Annotated in this window: 10 protein-coding genes; 7 read left to right on the top strand and 3 right to left on the bottom strand. The window is 36.2% G+C overall.

The annotated features are described in order from the left end of the window. Positions 1–7: 7 nt before the first annotated feature. Entirely contained in the window at positions 8–2,920 is a 2,913-nt protein-coding gene (locus DSM00_RS00190; RefSeq protein WP_128756005.1) for a helix-turn-helix and ligand-binding sensor domain-containing protein, read from the bottom strand. A 278-nt stretch (positions 2,921–3,198) separates the two neighbouring features. On the opposite strand from DSM00_RS00190, the gene DSM00_RS00185 reads away from it, so the two are divergent. The 7 genes from DSM00_RS00185 (at position 3,199) to DSM00_RS00155 (ending at position 14,922) form a co-directional block, all read left to right on the top strand. Continuing rightward, positions 3,199–6,315, top strand: coding sequence for a SusC/RagA family TonB-linked outer membrane protein (locus tag DSM00_RS00185; RefSeq protein ID WP_128756004.1), 3,117 nt, complete (start codon positions 3,199–3,201; stop codon positions 6,313–6,315). A gap of 12 nt (positions 6,316–6,327) precedes the next feature. Then, positions 6,328–7,842, top strand: coding sequence for a RagB/SusD family nutrient uptake outer membrane protein (locus tag DSM00_RS00180; RefSeq protein ID WP_128756003.1), 1,515 nt, complete (start codon positions 6,328–6,330; stop codon positions 7,840–7,842). A 16-nt stretch (positions 7,843–7,858) separates the two neighbouring features. Further along, entirely contained in the window at positions 7,859–8,725 is an 867-nt protein-coding gene (locus DSM00_RS00175; RefSeq protein WP_128756002.1) for a hypothetical protein, read from the top strand. A gap of 70 nt (positions 8,726–8,795) precedes the next feature. After that, positions 8,796–10,280: a glycoside hydrolase family 30 protein gene (locus tag DSM00_RS00170; protein ID WP_128756001.1), complete on the top strand. Its 1,485-nt coding sequence runs from the start codon at positions 8,796–8,798 to the stop codon at positions 10,278–10,280. A gap of 24 nt (positions 10,281–10,304) precedes the next feature. Next, complete coding sequence (locus DSM00_RS00165) at positions 10,305–12,041, top strand: cellulase family glycosylhydrolase (RefSeq protein ID WP_128756000.1); 1,737 nt, start codon at positions 10,305–10,307, stop codon at positions 12,039–12,041. Between the two features lie 17 nt (positions 12,042–12,058). Continuing rightward, entirely contained in the window at positions 12,059–13,462 is a 1,404-nt protein-coding gene (locus tag DSM00_RS00160; protein ID WP_128755999.1) for a glycoside hydrolase family 30 protein, read from the top strand. Between the two features lie 14 nt (positions 13,463–13,476). Then, positions 13,477–14,922: a glycoside hydrolase family 30 protein gene (locus DSM00_RS00155; RefSeq protein WP_128755998.1), complete on the top strand. Its 1,446-nt coding sequence runs from the start codon at positions 13,477–13,479 to the stop codon at positions 14,920–14,922. A 69-nt stretch (positions 14,923–14,991) separates the two neighbouring features. Here DSM00_RS00155 and DSM00_RS00150 read toward each other — a convergent pair whose 3' ends face one another. Next, the gene (locus tag DSM00_RS00150; RefSeq protein WP_128755997.1) at positions 14,992–16,212 is read right to left on the bottom strand and encodes a site-specific integrase; all 1,221 of its coding nucleotides are present in this window, start codon (positions 16,210–16,212) and stop codon (positions 14,992–14,994) included. Positions 16,213–16,507: 295 nt separating this feature from the next. Next, a complete protein-coding gene (locus tag DSM00_RS00145; RefSeq protein ID WP_128755996.1) occupies positions 16,508–17,281 on the bottom strand; it encodes a hypothetical protein in 774 nt (257 codons plus the stop codon). Positions 17,282–17,428: the final 147 nt, after the last annotated feature.

The raw sequence follows: 17,428 nt of genomic DNA, 5'->3' as shown, positions 1-17,428 counted from the left end.
TACTGTATTAGTTTGAAATGCTCTCTAATCCCTCTAAGTAGGAATTGAAGCTTTCATCGTTCACCTTCAATTTTTTACGTATTCTGTAACGAGCAGTTTCAACACCACGTGTAGAAATGTTTAATAGAGGAGCAATCTCCTTATTTGTAAGATTCATTTTTACAAAAGCACACAGTCTAAGTTCTCTTTTCGTTATACTCGGATCTATTTCTTTAAGATGATTAAAAAAGTTTTCGTGTACTTTTTCAAAGTGAATATCAAAAACATTTAGATATTCTTCACCCATTCTATGCTGGTTGAGGTTAAATAAAACATCTTGAAGTCTTTTGCGAGCAGTTTGAGTCTTTAAGGAATTTCTAAAATCTTTAAGGGCATTAAAAGTTTCTGTAAATATTTCTTTCTTTTTAACGAGAAGCATCGTGTAATTAGCCAGCTCTTTACTTTTTACAAGGTTATCTATTTCTAATTCTTCTTTGTGTTTTTTAATACGTGCTTTGTCTTGTTCTAGCTTGAGCTGTTCAATTTCGAGCTCCAGAAGTTTTTTAGATTTTTGAGCAGTCAGTTTTTCTTTTTGACGTTCTTTTTCAATCTTTTTATTTACAAGTTTAATGATCACAAACGTTATTGTAATAATACATAGAATATAAAACAAGTATGCAGCTTTACTTTGGTACCAAGGGTGGGGTATAGTAAAATTTAAAGAAGCTTCACTTGCGGTTTGCCCCATAAAATTACGACTACGGACTTTAAAAATATAATCACCAGGGATGGGGTGCGTATATTCTTTATATGGATTTGTGGACCACTCAGACCATTCGCTGTCTACACCCTCTAGTTTAAATTGAAATTCTTTTTGGGAAGAAGGAGTTAATTGAGGTGCGGAAAATTCAAATCGTAATATATCTATAACATTGGTTAATTGCTGATTATTCATTAAACCTAATCTTGTAAAAGCTTGCGGTTTCTTTTGATACAACATTCCTGTTATCTGAGTTGTCGCTCTTATATCGGGGTTGTTCTCGTATAAATTATAAAGGAACAAACCATTTGTAGCACCTATGAGGACCTGATCGTGACTTAATGGAAGGATACTTTCCATTCCCCGATTTAAATTCCCTTTTAGATTTAAAAAAAGATTTTTATTAACGGTTATATCCTCATTACTGGTGTCAAAATATCCTACTTCATCATCCTGAACAAACCAAACTTTTGAGTCGGTGGTTATAAGTTTACGTGTATTTAACTTAGGGTTAAGCACTTTATTAAGTGATGTATAAGGTATAAATTGAGAATTATTCTTATCAAAAGTATATATCCCGGTATTTGTAGTGAAAATAATTTCCTTATTATATAAGGTTACATTTACATTAAAGGCAGACTGAAGTCCATTTTGATCTGTAAAATGTTCTAATGAAAACACTCGGTCAAAACGTTCATTAAGTTTTAAATGGTAAACGCCTTTATAACCGTGACAAATCCAAAAGCTATTACTTTCTCCTATCTGAACGATATCTCTGCTAGACTCATCAAATCCACTTATTTTATCTTCTAATTTCCAATTTCCTGCATTATAAGTAAGAGGATATAATCCGCTATAACCTGCGGCAAAGAAGCTATTTGTCTTACCATTTATAGGGATGACTTTCCATATCCCATAGGTGTTTCCTATACGAATGGGCTTAAATTGATCTAGACGAAAAAGCCCTTTATCGTGCCCTATTAATATCACATCATTTTGTTCCTGAATTGACCACGCTTGTCCTTCGAGATTTGGAATCTTTTGAAAACTGAGTTTTTCAATATGATCACTATCAAAAGCACTATAAAACACACCCGTATTTGTTGCTAGGTATAAGATGTTTTTGTGAATATAAATATCTGCGATAGATGAGTTTTCAAATAGCTGTGATACCGGAGAATCAAACTCAATAAGATCAATACCACTATTCATCATTGCCCAAATTCTTTTTTGATTTTCTTGTGGATAAATAAATAAAATGGTTGAGTTGGCAAGTTTTGAAAAGGTTGATCTTTTGTGATCTAATTGAAAGCCTGAGTTTAACTCTATGATACCAGATGATAACGTACCTAACAAATAAGTCTTATTGAAGTTTACAGCTGAAAGTATTTCTTCTTGTTCGTTTTCGAGAAATAGTTCTTTTATAAATTCTAATGTATTGGTATCTCTGTTTGCTAAATAGACACCTCCGGGTTTTGTTAACACTAAAACTTCGTTAAGTTCATCTGTAGGTAAGAAAGCAACAATGTTATCTAAGTTTAAAGGGGTTTCAAATATCTTTTTAAGACTAGAGCTTTTAGGATCAAATTCGAAAATTCCGTGGTTTTGATCTTGAACATAAAAATGTCCGTTTACAACACCTGAATAAATGAAGTTTAAATTGGCTTTTATGTGAGTAACATTATTTTCTCTAACTACAATAAGCTCCTGAAATGATCTATAAATAATGGCTTCTTGAAATTCGTGAACTTGAAAGAAATATTCGAGATTCAAAGATTCAAGATCTAATGGTTTATTTCTTGATTTATAATAATAATTACCTTCAGAGTCTTTTTCAATTAGTCCTATTTCATTAAAACCACCTGCATGTATTTTATTATTTTCATCGGTAAGCAAGCTTCTAACTGCAGAATTATTGGGCAAGGTTACTTTTTGCCATCGCTCTCCATCAAAAACTAGAATTCCGTCATTGTTGCCAAAATAAAATACGCCCTCTGCATCTTCTGTCATTGTCCAAAATTGACTGTCTGCTTCAAAATCTTCCCTTGTGTAATGCGTTATTTTAGGAATTATTCTTTGGAAAAATTCATTTTCTTGAGCTACTAGGCACGAAGAACAAGCCAGAGCTATCAGGCATACTAATACTTTTATTCTAACCAACAAGTGTAATAGATTAATCAACTTTATAATTTTTCATTTCCATTAACAAAATTAGTAAAAAATAAGATCATTAAAATACTGAAATTCAGATGCTAAAACTGTATGAAGTAGTGCTGACGAGTAAGGTTAACATTTTGGCGTAGTACAAGTGTAGTTCTTTTCTATGTCTCTGTGTTGTTAAATAATAGTTTTGAGTGGTATTATTTTAACAAGAAAACGTTTTCGTTGACTGTATTTATGAGAATATGACAACATAGATTTCTTGTATTAGCTGACTAACAATTAAATCTATTGATCGAATGAGAATTAAAAATTACTTTTTGGTGCTGTTTTTATTCGCTTTTAGTGCAATTCATGCACAGGTGAATGAGATAACAGGTACAGTTTTAGATGCAAATGCTATGCCTTTGCCTGGGGCAAATATTTTGGTAAAAGGAACCGATCAGGGAACTCAAACTGATTTTGATGGAAATTTTACAATCGACGCTAGCTCTCAGGATATCCTCGTTATCTCTTATATAGGATTTAAAACGCTTGAATTTCCGGTAGGGCAGCAGACTAATTTAAAGATAACATTGTCTGAAGACTCAGCAGCTCTTGATGAGGTTGTAGTTGTAGGATATGGTACTCAGAAGAAAAGTGTGGTTACTGGGGCAATTTCAAGTATTAAAGCTAGTGAGTTAGAAAGTCTACCAGTGACTCGTATTGAGCAGTCTTTACAAGGTAGAACTTCCGGGATAACTATTGCAGCAAATTCTGGTCAGCCAGGAGCATCTTCTACTATTCGTGTAAGAGGTATTACCAGTTTTGGTAATAATGAACCTCTTTGGGTTGTAGACGGAGTAATTGTAGATGCCGGAGGCATTGGGTATTTAAATCAATCTGATATTGAGTCTATAGAAGTTCTTAAAGATGCTGCATCACAGGCAATATATGGAGCCCGAGCAGCAGCAGGTGTAATTTTAGTAACTACCAAAAAAGGAAAATTAGGTAAACTTACGGTTAGCTATAATGGGTACACAGGTCTTTCTGGACCAGCGCGTAAACTAGATCTATTAAATGCAACAGAATATGCGACCTTATTTAACGAGAAATATGCTAATGATTTTAGTGGTTCTCCACAAGATTTTAACCTGCCATTTCCCAACCCAGAAAACCTAGGGGTAGGTACAGATTGGCAAGATGTTATTTTCAATAACAGTGCAAAAAAAGAGAATCACGAGTTTAGTTTAAGCGGAGGTAATGAAGTCTCTACCTTCTACTTGTCATTTGGTTATTTAGATCAGGAAGGTATAGTCGCAAAAGAAATTTCTAATTATAAGAGGCAGAACATACGACTGAACTCTACCCACCAGATTAATGATATAATTACAATTGGTGAAACAATAGGGTATTCTAATGAGAAGAGTATAGGTATTGGTAATACAAACAGTGAGTTTGGAGGACCCTTAAGTTCAGCTATAAATTTAGATCCTACAACTCCTGTTGTGATTACAGATCCTGCCGTTGCTAATTCTGGTTTATATACTAATCCTGGTATAATTAGAGACCCTAATGGAAATCCTTATGGAATTTCTAATCTTGTAATTCAGGAAATGACTAACCCCTTAGCCTATATTCAAACGCGATTGGGTAATTATGACTGGGCAGATAATTTTGTAGGTAATGTCTATGTGAATCTTGAACTAATACCTGGTCTAAACTTCAGAAGTACTTTAGGAGGAAAATTAGCCTATTACGGTTATGAGAGTTTTACGCCAGTGTCTTTTTTAAACACCTCAACAGTGACTTCTCAGAATAATATCTCCAGAGGTACAAACAGAGGTTTTGGTTGGAATATTGAAAACACGTTGTCCTATTCAAAACAATTAGGAGATCATGATTTTACACTTCTTTTAGGTCAAGGTTCCTATACTGAAAATGACACTAAAGGTGAAACTGTAACGTACAATGATATTCCTGTAAACAGTAGAGAAGATGCAGCATTTATTCAGGTACCTGATGATCAAATTATTGCCAGCGCTTATATAGGAACGGAGCATAGAGTAACTTCTTTATTTTCACGTCTTACGTATAATTACAAAGAGAAATACCTGGTAACGGGTATTATACGTCGTGATGGCTCCTCTCGTTTTGGATCAAATAATAAATATGGATTTTTTCCCTCATTCTCTTTAGGTTGGAATCCTTTAAAAGAAGATTTCTGGAAAGAAAATGATGTTGTTAATCAATTTAAACTTAGAGGGGGTTACGGTATTGTAGGTAGTGATGCTATAGGTGATTTTAGATACCTTTCAACCATTGGTGCAGGTCGTAACTACACTTTTGGGAATGTTTCAGCCGTAGTTATAGGTAACAGTCCTAATGCTCCTGCAAATCCTGATTTAAAATGGGAAGAAACAAGACAAAGTAATATCGGTTTTGATGCACGTTTCTTTACCAATCTTTCTGTCACTGTTGATTTTTACAATAAGAAAACAGTGGGGATACTACAAGATGTACGCCTTCCGGGTTACGTTGGAGCAACAGGAAGTCCTGCTGCTAATGTAGCAGATATGGTAAACAAAGGATTTGACATTGAATTAGGATATTCAAAAAACTTTGGAGATTTCAATTTTTCACTTAATGGAAATGTTTCTTATTTAGAAAATGAAGTGGTTTACTTAGGAGAAGGTATTGACTTTTTATCTGGTGGTGCCGGGTTTCAATCAAGCACATATCCTATTACAAGAACAGCAGTAGGACAGCCTCTTAATTCATTTTTTGGCTTTAAAACCCGGGGAATTTTTCAGAATCAGGAAGAGATTAATTCCTATGTAAATTCTGAAGGTGTAATTATTCAGCCTAATGCAGTACCCGGGGATTTTAGATATGAAGATGTTGATGATAGCGGTTCTATAAATGCAGATGACCGTAAATTTATAGGAAGTTCAATTCCTAAATACACATTTGGTTTAACTCTGAATCTTGATTACAAAAACTTTGATTTGCTTGTGTTTTCACAAGGAGCAGGTGGAAATGAAATTTTCCAAGGCTTAAGACGTCTGGATATAAGTAATGCAAATTATCAGACAGAGGCACTTAATCGTTGGACAGGAGAAGGAACTTCAAATAGCTTTCCACGTTTAAGTAATATTGATCGAAACAACAACTTCACAAACCCTTCAGATTTCTATTTAGAAAAAGGAGATTACTTAAGAATAAAAACGGTTCAATTAGGATATTCTTTAAATAGAAATGTAATTGAAAGTATAGGTCTTACAAGATTACGAATTTATTTGACCGGTGAAAACCTAGTTACTTTCACAAAATATACCGGTTATGATCCTGAAATAGGTGGGGGTATATTCGGTATAGATCGAGGATATTATCCACAAGCGAGAACAGGGCTTATAGGCGTTAATGTACAATTTTAAAAAAATAGAGTTATGAAACTAAAATCGATTTTATACCCCGCTGTTTTATTGATAATGACAGCATCTGCGATTTCGTGTTCTAAAGAGTTTATAGAACTAGATCCTTTAGGTCAGCCTTTGGTTGACAGTTATTATTCTAACGAAGATGAAGCTTTTTCAGGATTAGTAGCAGCATACGATATCATGGGCAAGCAATCAAAAAGCTTTGAGAACATGATAACGATGATGAATGCGGGTTCAGATGATCATTTCGCCGGTGGTGGTGGTCCTTCAGACGGAACTGGGATTCAATCTTTTTCAAATTATACTATTGATCCTGCAACTATACCCGGGAGTTTTTGGAATGACTATTTTCAAGGAATATTCAGAACAAACATTCTCCTTCAAAAACTTCCTGATGTACCGATGGATGATGCATTGCGCACACGATTCACTGCAGAGGCAAAGGCACTCAGAGCATACTACTATTTTGAATTGGTTAGACTGTTCAGAAATGTGCCTTTGTTTACTGAGCCTATCTTAACCAGTGAGATCTATACGGTAGAGCAAGTAGCTCCAGAGGTAATTTACGCTCAGATAGAAACAGATTTAAGTGAAGCTTTACCAGACCTACCGCTACGTATTACTGATTTAGAAAATGAAGCAGGTCGTTTTACCCAGGGTAGTGCTCAGGCATTATTGGGAAAAGTGTATTTGTATGAAGGTAAAAATCAACAGTCAGCACAACAATTTGCAGAGGTTAATGGCATGCCAGGAGAAACCAGTAAATATGGTTACAAGTTGGTAGATAACTTTGCAGATCTTTTTAGTTTGACGAATGAGTTTAACTCAGAATCTATTATTGAACTGGCTGCGACAAGTCTTGCAAACGTTAGTTATGACACCTGGGGTGGTGGTCAGAATGAAGGTAACACCGTGAATCAAATGGTAGGTCCTCGTGGTTATTCGGTTACTGCAGGTTCATCAGCTCCTGACTACGCAGGAGGATGGAGTTTTAATACTGTAACTCAGGGACTTTACGATGTTTTGAAAGGGGATCCAAGATTTGATGCAACAATTGCTGACTTAAAAGCATTGCAAGCTGCAGGTGAAGCGAACTATACACCGGGTAATAGAGATACCGGCTACTTCTTGAAAAAATTTATGCCTTTAAAGTCTGATCAATCTACGGGTGGTGGTAACGTAGAACTTAATTATAAACAAAATGTGTACATCATTCGTCTTGCAGATACCTATTTAATGGAAGCTGAAGCACTTGGGGCATCAGGAGCACGTGCTCAGGCACTTCTGGATGCCGTGCGTGCCAGAGTAGGTCTTTCACCAGTACCTGTTTCTATAGATAATATTATGTTAGAGCGAAGACGCGAACTAGCAGGAGAAGGACATCGTTGGTTTGACCTCGTGCGTACCGGAAGAGCAGCGAGTGTATTAGCAGACAGGGGTTTTACATCGGGTAAGAATGAAATTTTTCCAATTCCACTTAATGAATTAGAGAATACCTTAATCGTTCAAAATCCTAATTATTAATCAAAACATTAGAGACATGATATCACAAACTATAAAGTCTAAAACTTTAGGCCTTGCAGGTCTTATGATTGCATTATTAGGATTTACTAACTGCCAGCCAGACGAAGTTGCAGGAGGTAATGGTCTTAGCGATCCTAATGTGGATGCTTCTTTTACTATAGAAGCAGTGAGTGGAGAACCTAATCGCTTTGTTCTTGATGCCAGTAACGATAATGTTCTGAAATCACTTTGGAATATTGGAGACGGTTTTTTTACAGGTTCATTTAGTGAAGAGATTTTTTTGCCAGATGCAGGTACTTACACCATTACACATCAAGCCTACGGGCGCGGCGGTGTGGTAAATGAAACTTCACAAGAAGTAAATGTTGCCACTTCAGATCCTGTAGCAGGAAACCTTATTAAAGGAGGAAGCTTTATGACAGAAGCAGACCAAAATGAATGGACTATTCTTAAGATTAGTGAATCCGGAACATATTTTACGTTCACTGAAGGAAGTGCAAATGTAGTCGGCTCTAGTTATAATCAACAAGGTTTATATCAAGCCGTAGAGGTAGAAGCAAATAAAGAATACACCATTGATATGAAGGTCTTTGGTAATGGGTCTGTAAACACCTGGTTTGAGGTTTATGTATCACCAGTTGTACCCGTTCAAAATCAGGATTACACCGCAGAAGGCCGTAGAATGGGATTAAGTACATGGGATGGTTGTGCAAACGGACAATTTGAAGGTAAATTATCTAAAATAGGTTGTGTGGGTTCTGGTAATACAGTAAGCTTCGATCAATCTGGTACTGTTTATTTAGTTATCAAAAGTGGTGGAGAAAATATGGGTTCTACGGGTATATCTCTTACCAATGTAGAATTTAGAGGAAGTGCGAATTAGTCAATAAAAGCAGCAGTTCGTTTTAAGAAGTGTTGGTTGTTTATTGTTTTTTTAATTAAAAAAGCTAAAAATGAAACTAGTATATACAATTTCGAGCCGATTGTTTTACCTAATATTCGTATTAGGAATTACTGCCGGTTGCTCCTCATCTTCTACAGATGAAGAACTAACAGAAACTCCCGAAAATCCGGAGATACCTACAACGCCCACAAATCCTTCCGGTACTGTAAATGAAATGGATTTCTGGCTTACTACAGGAAACCGAAGTGCAGAACTAGATAAGCAACCTGGGAACTTAATCTTTGGCACAAGCCCTAATGGATATACTAGCATAGAAGTTGATGCGTCAAAAACCTATCAAACTATAGATGGTTTTGGTTTTTCATTAACCGGCGGTAGTGCTCAAGTGATTAATGCATTACCAGCTGATAAAAAGAGAGATTTACTTCAGGAACTTTTCGGTACAGGTACAAATGATATTGGCATCAGTTACTTAAGAATAAGTGTAGGTGCTTCAGACCTTAATGAAGTTCCATTTACTTATAATGATATGCCTGCGGGTGAGACCGATGAAGATTTATCTGAATTCAGTATAGAAAAAGACCGTGGTGTAATTGATCTTTTAAAAGAAATACTTACTATTAATCCTAGTCTTAAAATTATGGCTTCCCCATGGACGGCTCCCGTTTGGATGAAGGATAATAGTAGTTTCATAGGTGGAAGATTACAGCCCAAATATTATGAGGTATATGCTAATTATTGGGTAAAATATTTAAATGCTATGCAAGCAGAGGGAATAACTATAGATGCGCTTACCCCTCAAAATGAACCCTTACATGGAGGTAACAATCCTAGTATGGAGATGTCTGCTACAGAACAGTCAAACTTTATTAAGAATAATTTAGGTCCTTTTTTAAAGCAAGCTGAGATAGCAACTAAAATTATTATTTATGACCACAATTGTGATAATCCCCAGTACCCCATTTCCATATTAAATGATGCAGTTACAAATCAATTTATAGATGGCTCTGCTTTTCACCTCTATGCTGGGGATATTGCGGCCTTATCTACAGTTCATAATGCCTTCCCTGATAAAAATGTCTATTTCACGGAACAATACAACTCATCAACAGAAGATTTTGCAGGAACACTAAAATGGCATTTAAAGAATGTGATTATTGGCTCTATGCGTAATTGGAGTAAAAATGCGTTGGAGTGGAATTTAGCGAATGATGCAGGATTTGGACCGCATACAGATGGTGGCTGTACAGTTTGTAAAGGAGCATTAACTCTAAGTGGATCTGCTATTACCCGTAATGTGGGATATTATATTGTTGCGCATGCTTCAAAATTTGTTTCTGCAGGTTCGGTACGCATAGAAAGTGCTCTAAAAGGAGAACTTCAAAATGTTGCTTTTGTAAGACCAGATGGTAAAAAAGTACTTATCGTAGAAAATAATGGTTCCACAAATCTTCCCTTCAACATTAAACAGAATGGAAAATGGGTTGTGACCGCATTAGATGCAGGTGCAGTTGGCACCTATATTTGGGAATAAACAAGCAATCAGTTAAGCTTCAATATGAAAATAACACATTTAATTTTCCTGACATTTTTTCTCTTTGGAAGTCAGGTTTTTGGTCAGGGATTTTTAAAAGCTGAAAATTCTAAAATTGTAAATGAGAATGGCGAAAATGTATTGCTTCGCGGTATTGGTCTAGGCGGTTATATGCTGCAGGAAGGCTATATGCTTCAAGTTCCATTTTCAGGCCAGCAGTATGTGTTTAAAGAACACGTTGAAGAACTTGTAGGCAAGGAGAAAACAGAGCAGTTTTATGCAGCATGGCGTAAAAATCATATGCAAAAGCGTGATGTAGATTCGCTTAAGCAGTGGGGTTTTAATTCTATACGTTTACCGTTACATTATAATTTATTTACCCTTCCTGTAGATGAAGAGCCTGTTGCAGGTAAAAATACATGGCTCGAAGAAGGTTTTCAACTTACAGACTCCTTGCTTAAATGGTGTAAAGCAAATAAGATGTATTTGATTCTAGATATGCATGCAGCTCCCGGAGGGCAAGGTCACGACGTAAATATTTCAGATAGAAATCCTTCAAAACCTTCGCTTTGGGAGAGTGAGGCAAATCAACAAAAACTTATTGCAGTCTGGCAAAAACTTGCTGAGCGATACAAAGATGAAACCTGGATTGGCGCTTATGATTTACTTAATGAACCCAACTGGACTTTTGAAAACGGCAAGAATGAAAATGGTATAGAAGATACGGAAAATAAGCCATTACGTAAACTCTTAGAAGAACTTACCAAAGCCGTTCGTGAAATAGATACCAATCATATTGTGATTATAGAAGGTAACGGTTGGGGTAATAATTACAATGGTGTTTTACCGCCTTGGGACACCAATATTGTACTTAGTTTTCATAAATACTGGAATTACAACGACACAGCTTCTATACAACAGTTTCTGGAATACCGTAACAAATACAATATCCCGGTCTGGCTGGGTGAGTCTGGCGAAAATTCTAATGTTTGGTTTAGAGATGCCATTTCTTTAATGGAAGAAAATAATATTGGCTGGTGTTGGTGGCCTTTAAAAAAACTTGGTTTTAATAACCCTTTAGAAATTAAAATAAATAAAGGATACCGTGATTTACTGAATTATTGGGCAGAAAAATCAGAAAAACCTTCGTCTGAAGAAGCATTTGAAGCGTTAATGCAGTTAGCAGAAAATGCAAAAATAGAAAACTGTATTGTGCATTATGATGTGCTCGATGCGATCATTAGGCAACCCAAAAACGCCGATGCAATCCCATTTAAATACAATCAATTAAAAAACCAGCTTGTGATCAAAGCGGCAGATTATGATTTAGGTACAGATGGCGTTGCGTATCACGATACGATTTCTGCAAATTATCATATTTCCACAGGCAAAGAGCGGCAAACCTGGAATTTAGGAAGAACATACCGCAATGATGGGGTTGATCTTTTTAAAATAAATCCTGATAATGAGGCGGTTTATGTGGGAGATTTGGAGCAGCATGAATGGCTGCATTACACGGTTAATACAAATGAAGCTGGGGCGTATTCAATTTCTCTAAAAATAAGTTCAAACACCAATACGGGTAAAGCTTCTCTGCTAATAAACGACCGCAATACTACACCAATTAACATAGAGAATACAGCTGATAAATGGGAATGGACTGCGCCTGTTTCGGTGTATTTAAAAGCTGGAAAAAACACCATTAAGCTTTTAGTAGAACACTCCGGTTTCAATCTTCAAAGCATAAAAATCAGTAACTAAATTAAGTGATATCGTAAATGAAATTTAATCAATACCCCTACCTGCTTTTTAGCCTATTCTGCATTTTTCAGAGTTGTAAAACATCAGAGAAAAAAACAGAAACCGCTGAAATCTGGATTACTTCTTTAGATAAAACCGCATTGCTAGAAAAGCGTGAAATCCCTTCCCAAACTCTAGATACTACTCTGGTTGATGAGACCATCGTGGTTAACGATTCAATTACGTATCAAACTATGGATGGTTTTGGATACACGTTGACAGGCGGTAGCGCGATGCATATCCATACGATGAGCGATTCTGCTCGGGCTGAATTATTAAACGAACTTTTTGCAAAAGACGAACTGGGAGTAAGTTATTTACGATTGAGTATTGGCGCTTCAGACCTTGATGCAGCTCCTTTTTCATATGATGATCTTCCGAAGGGAGAAACAGATGAGAATCTTGAAAAGTTTTCGTTGGCTCAAGATACCCTGCACTTAGTTCCGGTTTTAAAAGAAATTTTAAGTATAAACCCCGACATCAAGATTTTAGGTTCGCCGTGGTCTCCACCGGTTTGGATGAAAGATAACGGCGATACGCGAGGCGGAAGTTTGTTGCCAGAATATTACGAAGTGTATGCGGCTTATTTTATAAAATATATTAAAGCGATGCATGCTGAAGGTATTACTATAGATGCAGTTACCATTCAAAATGAACCCTTGCATCCCGGTAATAATCCCAGCCTTTTAATGAAAGCGCCACAACAGGGAGAATTTATAAAAAATCACTTGGGTCCTGCATTTCAAAAAGAAGGTATTAAAACAAAAATACTTTTGTACGATCACAATGCAGATCGGCCTGATTATCCCATCTCTATTTTAAATGATCCCGAAACTGCAAAGTATGTTGATGGCTCGGCATTTCATTTGTACGGTGGAGAAATTGATGCCTTAATGCAAGTTCATGACGCGCATCCTGATAAGAATTTATACTTCACAGAACAGTGGGTGGGAGCTCCCGGTAATTTTGCACAGGAAATGGCATGGCATACCGAAAATTTAATTATTGGAGCTACCCGAAACTGGTGTAAAACCGTTTTAGAATGGAATTTAGCTGCCGATAAAAATCAAGAGCCACATACAGATCGTGGCGGTTGTGATCGTTGCTTAGGTGCTGTTACCCTAGAAGGAGATACTGTTACCCGTGAGCCAGCCTACTATATAATAGGGCAAGCATCAAAATTTGTTCCTGCGGGTTCGTTGCGTATCGATTCTAACGCAACGAGTGATATTCCTAATGTTGCTTTTAAAACTCCGGAAGGTAAAACGGTAGTTATACTTCAAAATACGTCTAACGAAACTAAAACAGTTGAGGTAAAAAGAAAAGATTCAAATGTATTGGTTGCTCTTGCTGCTGGAGATGTAGGGACGCTGGTACTTTAATTTTAAAACGAATTATGAAAAATTATTTATACTATTTAGGAGTCTTATTTCTTTGTGCAAGCACATTGACCGTGAATGCTCAAGATGCCGATTTTTCAAACAAAGAAATCAAGATCTATACAACTTCAAAAGATACAGATCTTCGTTTATCTATAACCGGAACGGCTCAATTTAAAGAAGCGACACAACCTTTAGAAACCGAAATCTCGTTATTTATAAATCCGAAGAAAACCTTTCAAAATATTTTAGGAATTGGTGGTGCAATAACTGATGCAAGTGCCGAAATTTTTGCAGGACTACCAAAAGAACAACAACAACACTTGCTAGATGCGTATTACGATTCTGAAAAAGGCATCGGTTATTCGTTATTGCGAACCACAATTCACAGTTCCGATTTTAGTAAGGAAAGTTATACCTATGTGGAAGAAGGAGATGCAGATTTAAACACGTTTTCTATAGCTCACGATCAGCAATACCGCATCCCAATGATTAAAAGAGCAACCCAAACTGCAGGTGGAAAATTGACACTTTATGTGAGTCCCTGGAGTCCGCCGGCATTTATGAAAACAAACGGTTCTATGCTGAAAGGCGGAAAGTTAAAGCCGGAATTTCGTCAAAATTGGGCAAATTATTACGCTAAGTTTATAAAAGCTTATGAGGCTGAAGGAATGCCTATATGGGGGCTTACAATTCAAAACGAACCTATGGCGACGCAAACTTGGGAATCCTGTATTTATTCTGCCGAAGAGGAGCGCGATTTCTTAAAAGACTATCTTGGGCCAACCCTAGAAAAAGAAGGCTTAGGAGCTAAAAATATAGTCGTCTGGGATCATAATCGAGATCTTATGGTAAACCGCTCTAATGTGATTTTTGAAGATCCTGAAGCATCAAAATATGCGTGGGGTACCGGCTTTCACTGGTATGAAACTTGGACCGGTGCCGAACCTTTATACGAGAATGTAAACCGTGTGCATGAAGCATTTCCTGATAAAAAGCTCATGTTTACAGAAGGTTGCATTGAAAAGTTTGATGCTTCCAGATATCAATATTGGCCTAATGGTGAGCGTTATGGCGAGCAAATGATTCACGATTTTAACAATGGGACGGTAGCCTGGACAGACTGGAATATTCTTTTGGATCAAAACGGCGGGCCCAATCATGTGGGGAATTTTTGTTTTGCTCCTATTCACGCAGACACGACAACCGGTGAATTAATTTATACACCATCATATTATTACATAGGTCATTTTTCAAAATTCATAAAACAACAAGCTAAACGTCTTAGTTCTGCAGTAAGTAGAAGTGTGCTAATGAGTACAAGTTTTGAAAATATAGATGGTTCTTATGTGACGGTGGTGATGAATAAAACTGATGAGAATTTATCGTATTCACTGTATATCCAAGGAGCTGAAACTACTTTAGAAATACCAGCCCATAGTATTCAAAGCTTGGTTTATTAAGCGTTATCCAATATGTGATTAAAATAACCCTAAGAATATTCTTGTTAGGGTTATTTTAGTTTGGATTTTCTAAGTAGATTGTATTAACACATTATATTCATCTAGAATATTATTAGGCAGATCCTTTAAATAAATTTGAGTCGTGCTCAACTTGCTATGCCCAAGCATTGCAGAAATCGCCACCACAGGCACTTTGTGCAGCATCGCTTGCGTCGCAAAACTGTGTCTGGAGACGTAAGACGTTAAACGGGTTTCAATCCCGCAGAGCTCACCAAGTTCCTTTAGACCTTTATTATAGCGTAAACGCTCCCATTTTGCATCCTTATAGGCGAGTTCTGGATCGTTTCTAAAGATGATATCAAAAATATAATCGCTCTTTCTTTTTCCAACAGTGTAATGTGCTAAAAGCGCTTCCAGTTGAGGAAACAGTTTAATGTCATACAGTTTACCGGTCTTTTTTCTCTTAAATTTTAAACGCCCATCGATTATATTTTCCATTTTTAAATAAGCCAGGTCTATAAAGGAGATACCGTAAAGCATATAAGACAAGACAAAATAATTGCGATAATCAAAAAGATGGTGACCCGGTTTTAATTCCAGGTTGATGATTTTCTTTAAGTGTTCGATATCTAAAGCTCTTTTGGCTGTAGGGGTGGTGCGAATGGTATAAAACTCAAACGGATGCCCATCTTTTTCGGCGTATCCCATCTTAATCGCTTTATTGTAGATAGCGCGTACTCCCTTAAGATAGGAAGCAGCACCGTTAATTGAATTTCCTTCTTTTGAAAGGTGATGCTTTTCAAAGTTTACCAGAAATTCATAATTGATTTCATTAAACGTTAAATCACTGCCACTCATAAATTTTCTAATCGCTTTGAGTACTTGATTATAAGCCTCCGCATTTCCAAAGCGTTTCATCTCTTTCATTTCTTCAATGACGCGCTCTCCAAATTTAAAAAAGGATTCATAATGCGATTTTGTTGCAATCAGATCTTTTAATTGCATTATTCCCATACGGTGTAAACGTTTTTTATCTTGAAGCTTATTGATGATATCCATCGCATCAATTTTTTCTTTGGCCAAAAGGGTATTCAATCTATTTATAGAAGTTACTCCCTTATACGATCTTTTTACCCTTTTCTTGCGATCATCCCACTCCGATTTAAGTACAGAAAACCCCATGGCAATTGATGTTGTTTTTCGGCCATGAGTCAATCTCAAAATGATAGGATATGTGCCATCTTTTTTCGATCTTCGTGTGTCTAAGGAAAGGACTAAACTGGTCTTCATATCCTTAAAATTAGTAAAAAAATTTGCACGCAATTTGCACGCAATTCTTTGATATCAAGTGATATGTTATAATATCAAAAATTATTAGAAACCTGAAAATCAATAAATTATATCGATTTTTAATAGTTAGAGAAGTGTTAAAGAAAACCTGGCAGTCAAGAGGTCGTCGGTTCGAGCCCGATCTTCTCCACAAGGGTTTCCAGAGTTTTGCTCTCGAAACCCTTTTTATTTGCACGCAATTTGAAAATTTAAAGTTTTTGACACACTTGACGGATTGTTCATTAAAAAACCAAGCTTATTCTATTAGAAAAGATGACTCCCAGTTTTGATGTAGTGGGACATACTTCTGTATAATATATTTCGTCACGGCTTTTAGAGTTTTCCCATTTACCGGATGAACTCCAGGAGCAGTATAGTATTCAATCGTTTCTTCATCGGTTTTATAATACCAGATAAGTGGTTTGTCAGTTTCTTCAGCAAAAAAAGGAGTAGCCATATTCACTTTAATACGCTTAAAATTTTTTAGTCGTGTGTCATCATAAGGTTCTATAGGTGTGCCGAACTTAGAATAGGGTTTTTCGGAACAGGAAATTTTTTCATAACTACCCCCATTCCATGTCATACAGGCTCCAGATTTTGTATTTTTTAAACCTATACTGTTGTAATTCATATGTGCAGCGATAGCTATACAAATTATAACTAGGGCAGCAATAACCAAAAATTGTAATTTCCTTTTAGATGTCGGTTTTGCTGTTTCAGTAGGCTTTGATATATCTAATGTAGAATCTTGAGAAGGTGTGGTTTTAACTGATTTTTTTGAGACATAATCAGCATAATTTTGATATCCCAAATAAATACAGAATTCATCAATACTATCTGAATTTGGAGCATAATCTAGATCTCGGGTTTTGGTTATGAATTTATTATAGGTTCGCTCAAGAGTTCTATAACTCAATCTGGATTCTAATTCAACCTGTTTGGATAAAGCATGTTTGCTATGTGAAGCCGATTTTGTTTTGGCTTTTTCAAATACTTCTTCAACAATTTTTTTAGTTAATCGTTCATCCATCTTATCAAAAATACAAATAATATGTAGACAACTTTTAGACAGACCCATTGTGAACCCTTGTTTTTACGGGGTGTCCATTAGCTGTCTAAAACCTGTCTGTTGTCTGTCTGCAACTACTCTTTCATCTTCCCTTTACTTTGTCCCAGA

Origin of the sequence: Leeuwenhoekiella aequorea, assembly GCF_004104375.1 — a bacterium.
In the GTDB taxonomy this organism is placed as follows: domain Bacteria; phylum Bacteroidota; class Bacteroidia; order Flavobacteriales; family Flavobacteriaceae; genus Leeuwenhoekiella; species Leeuwenhoekiella aequorea.
Note: the sequence above shows the minus strand (reverse complement) of the source record. Positions and strands in the feature narration are given on the sequence as shown.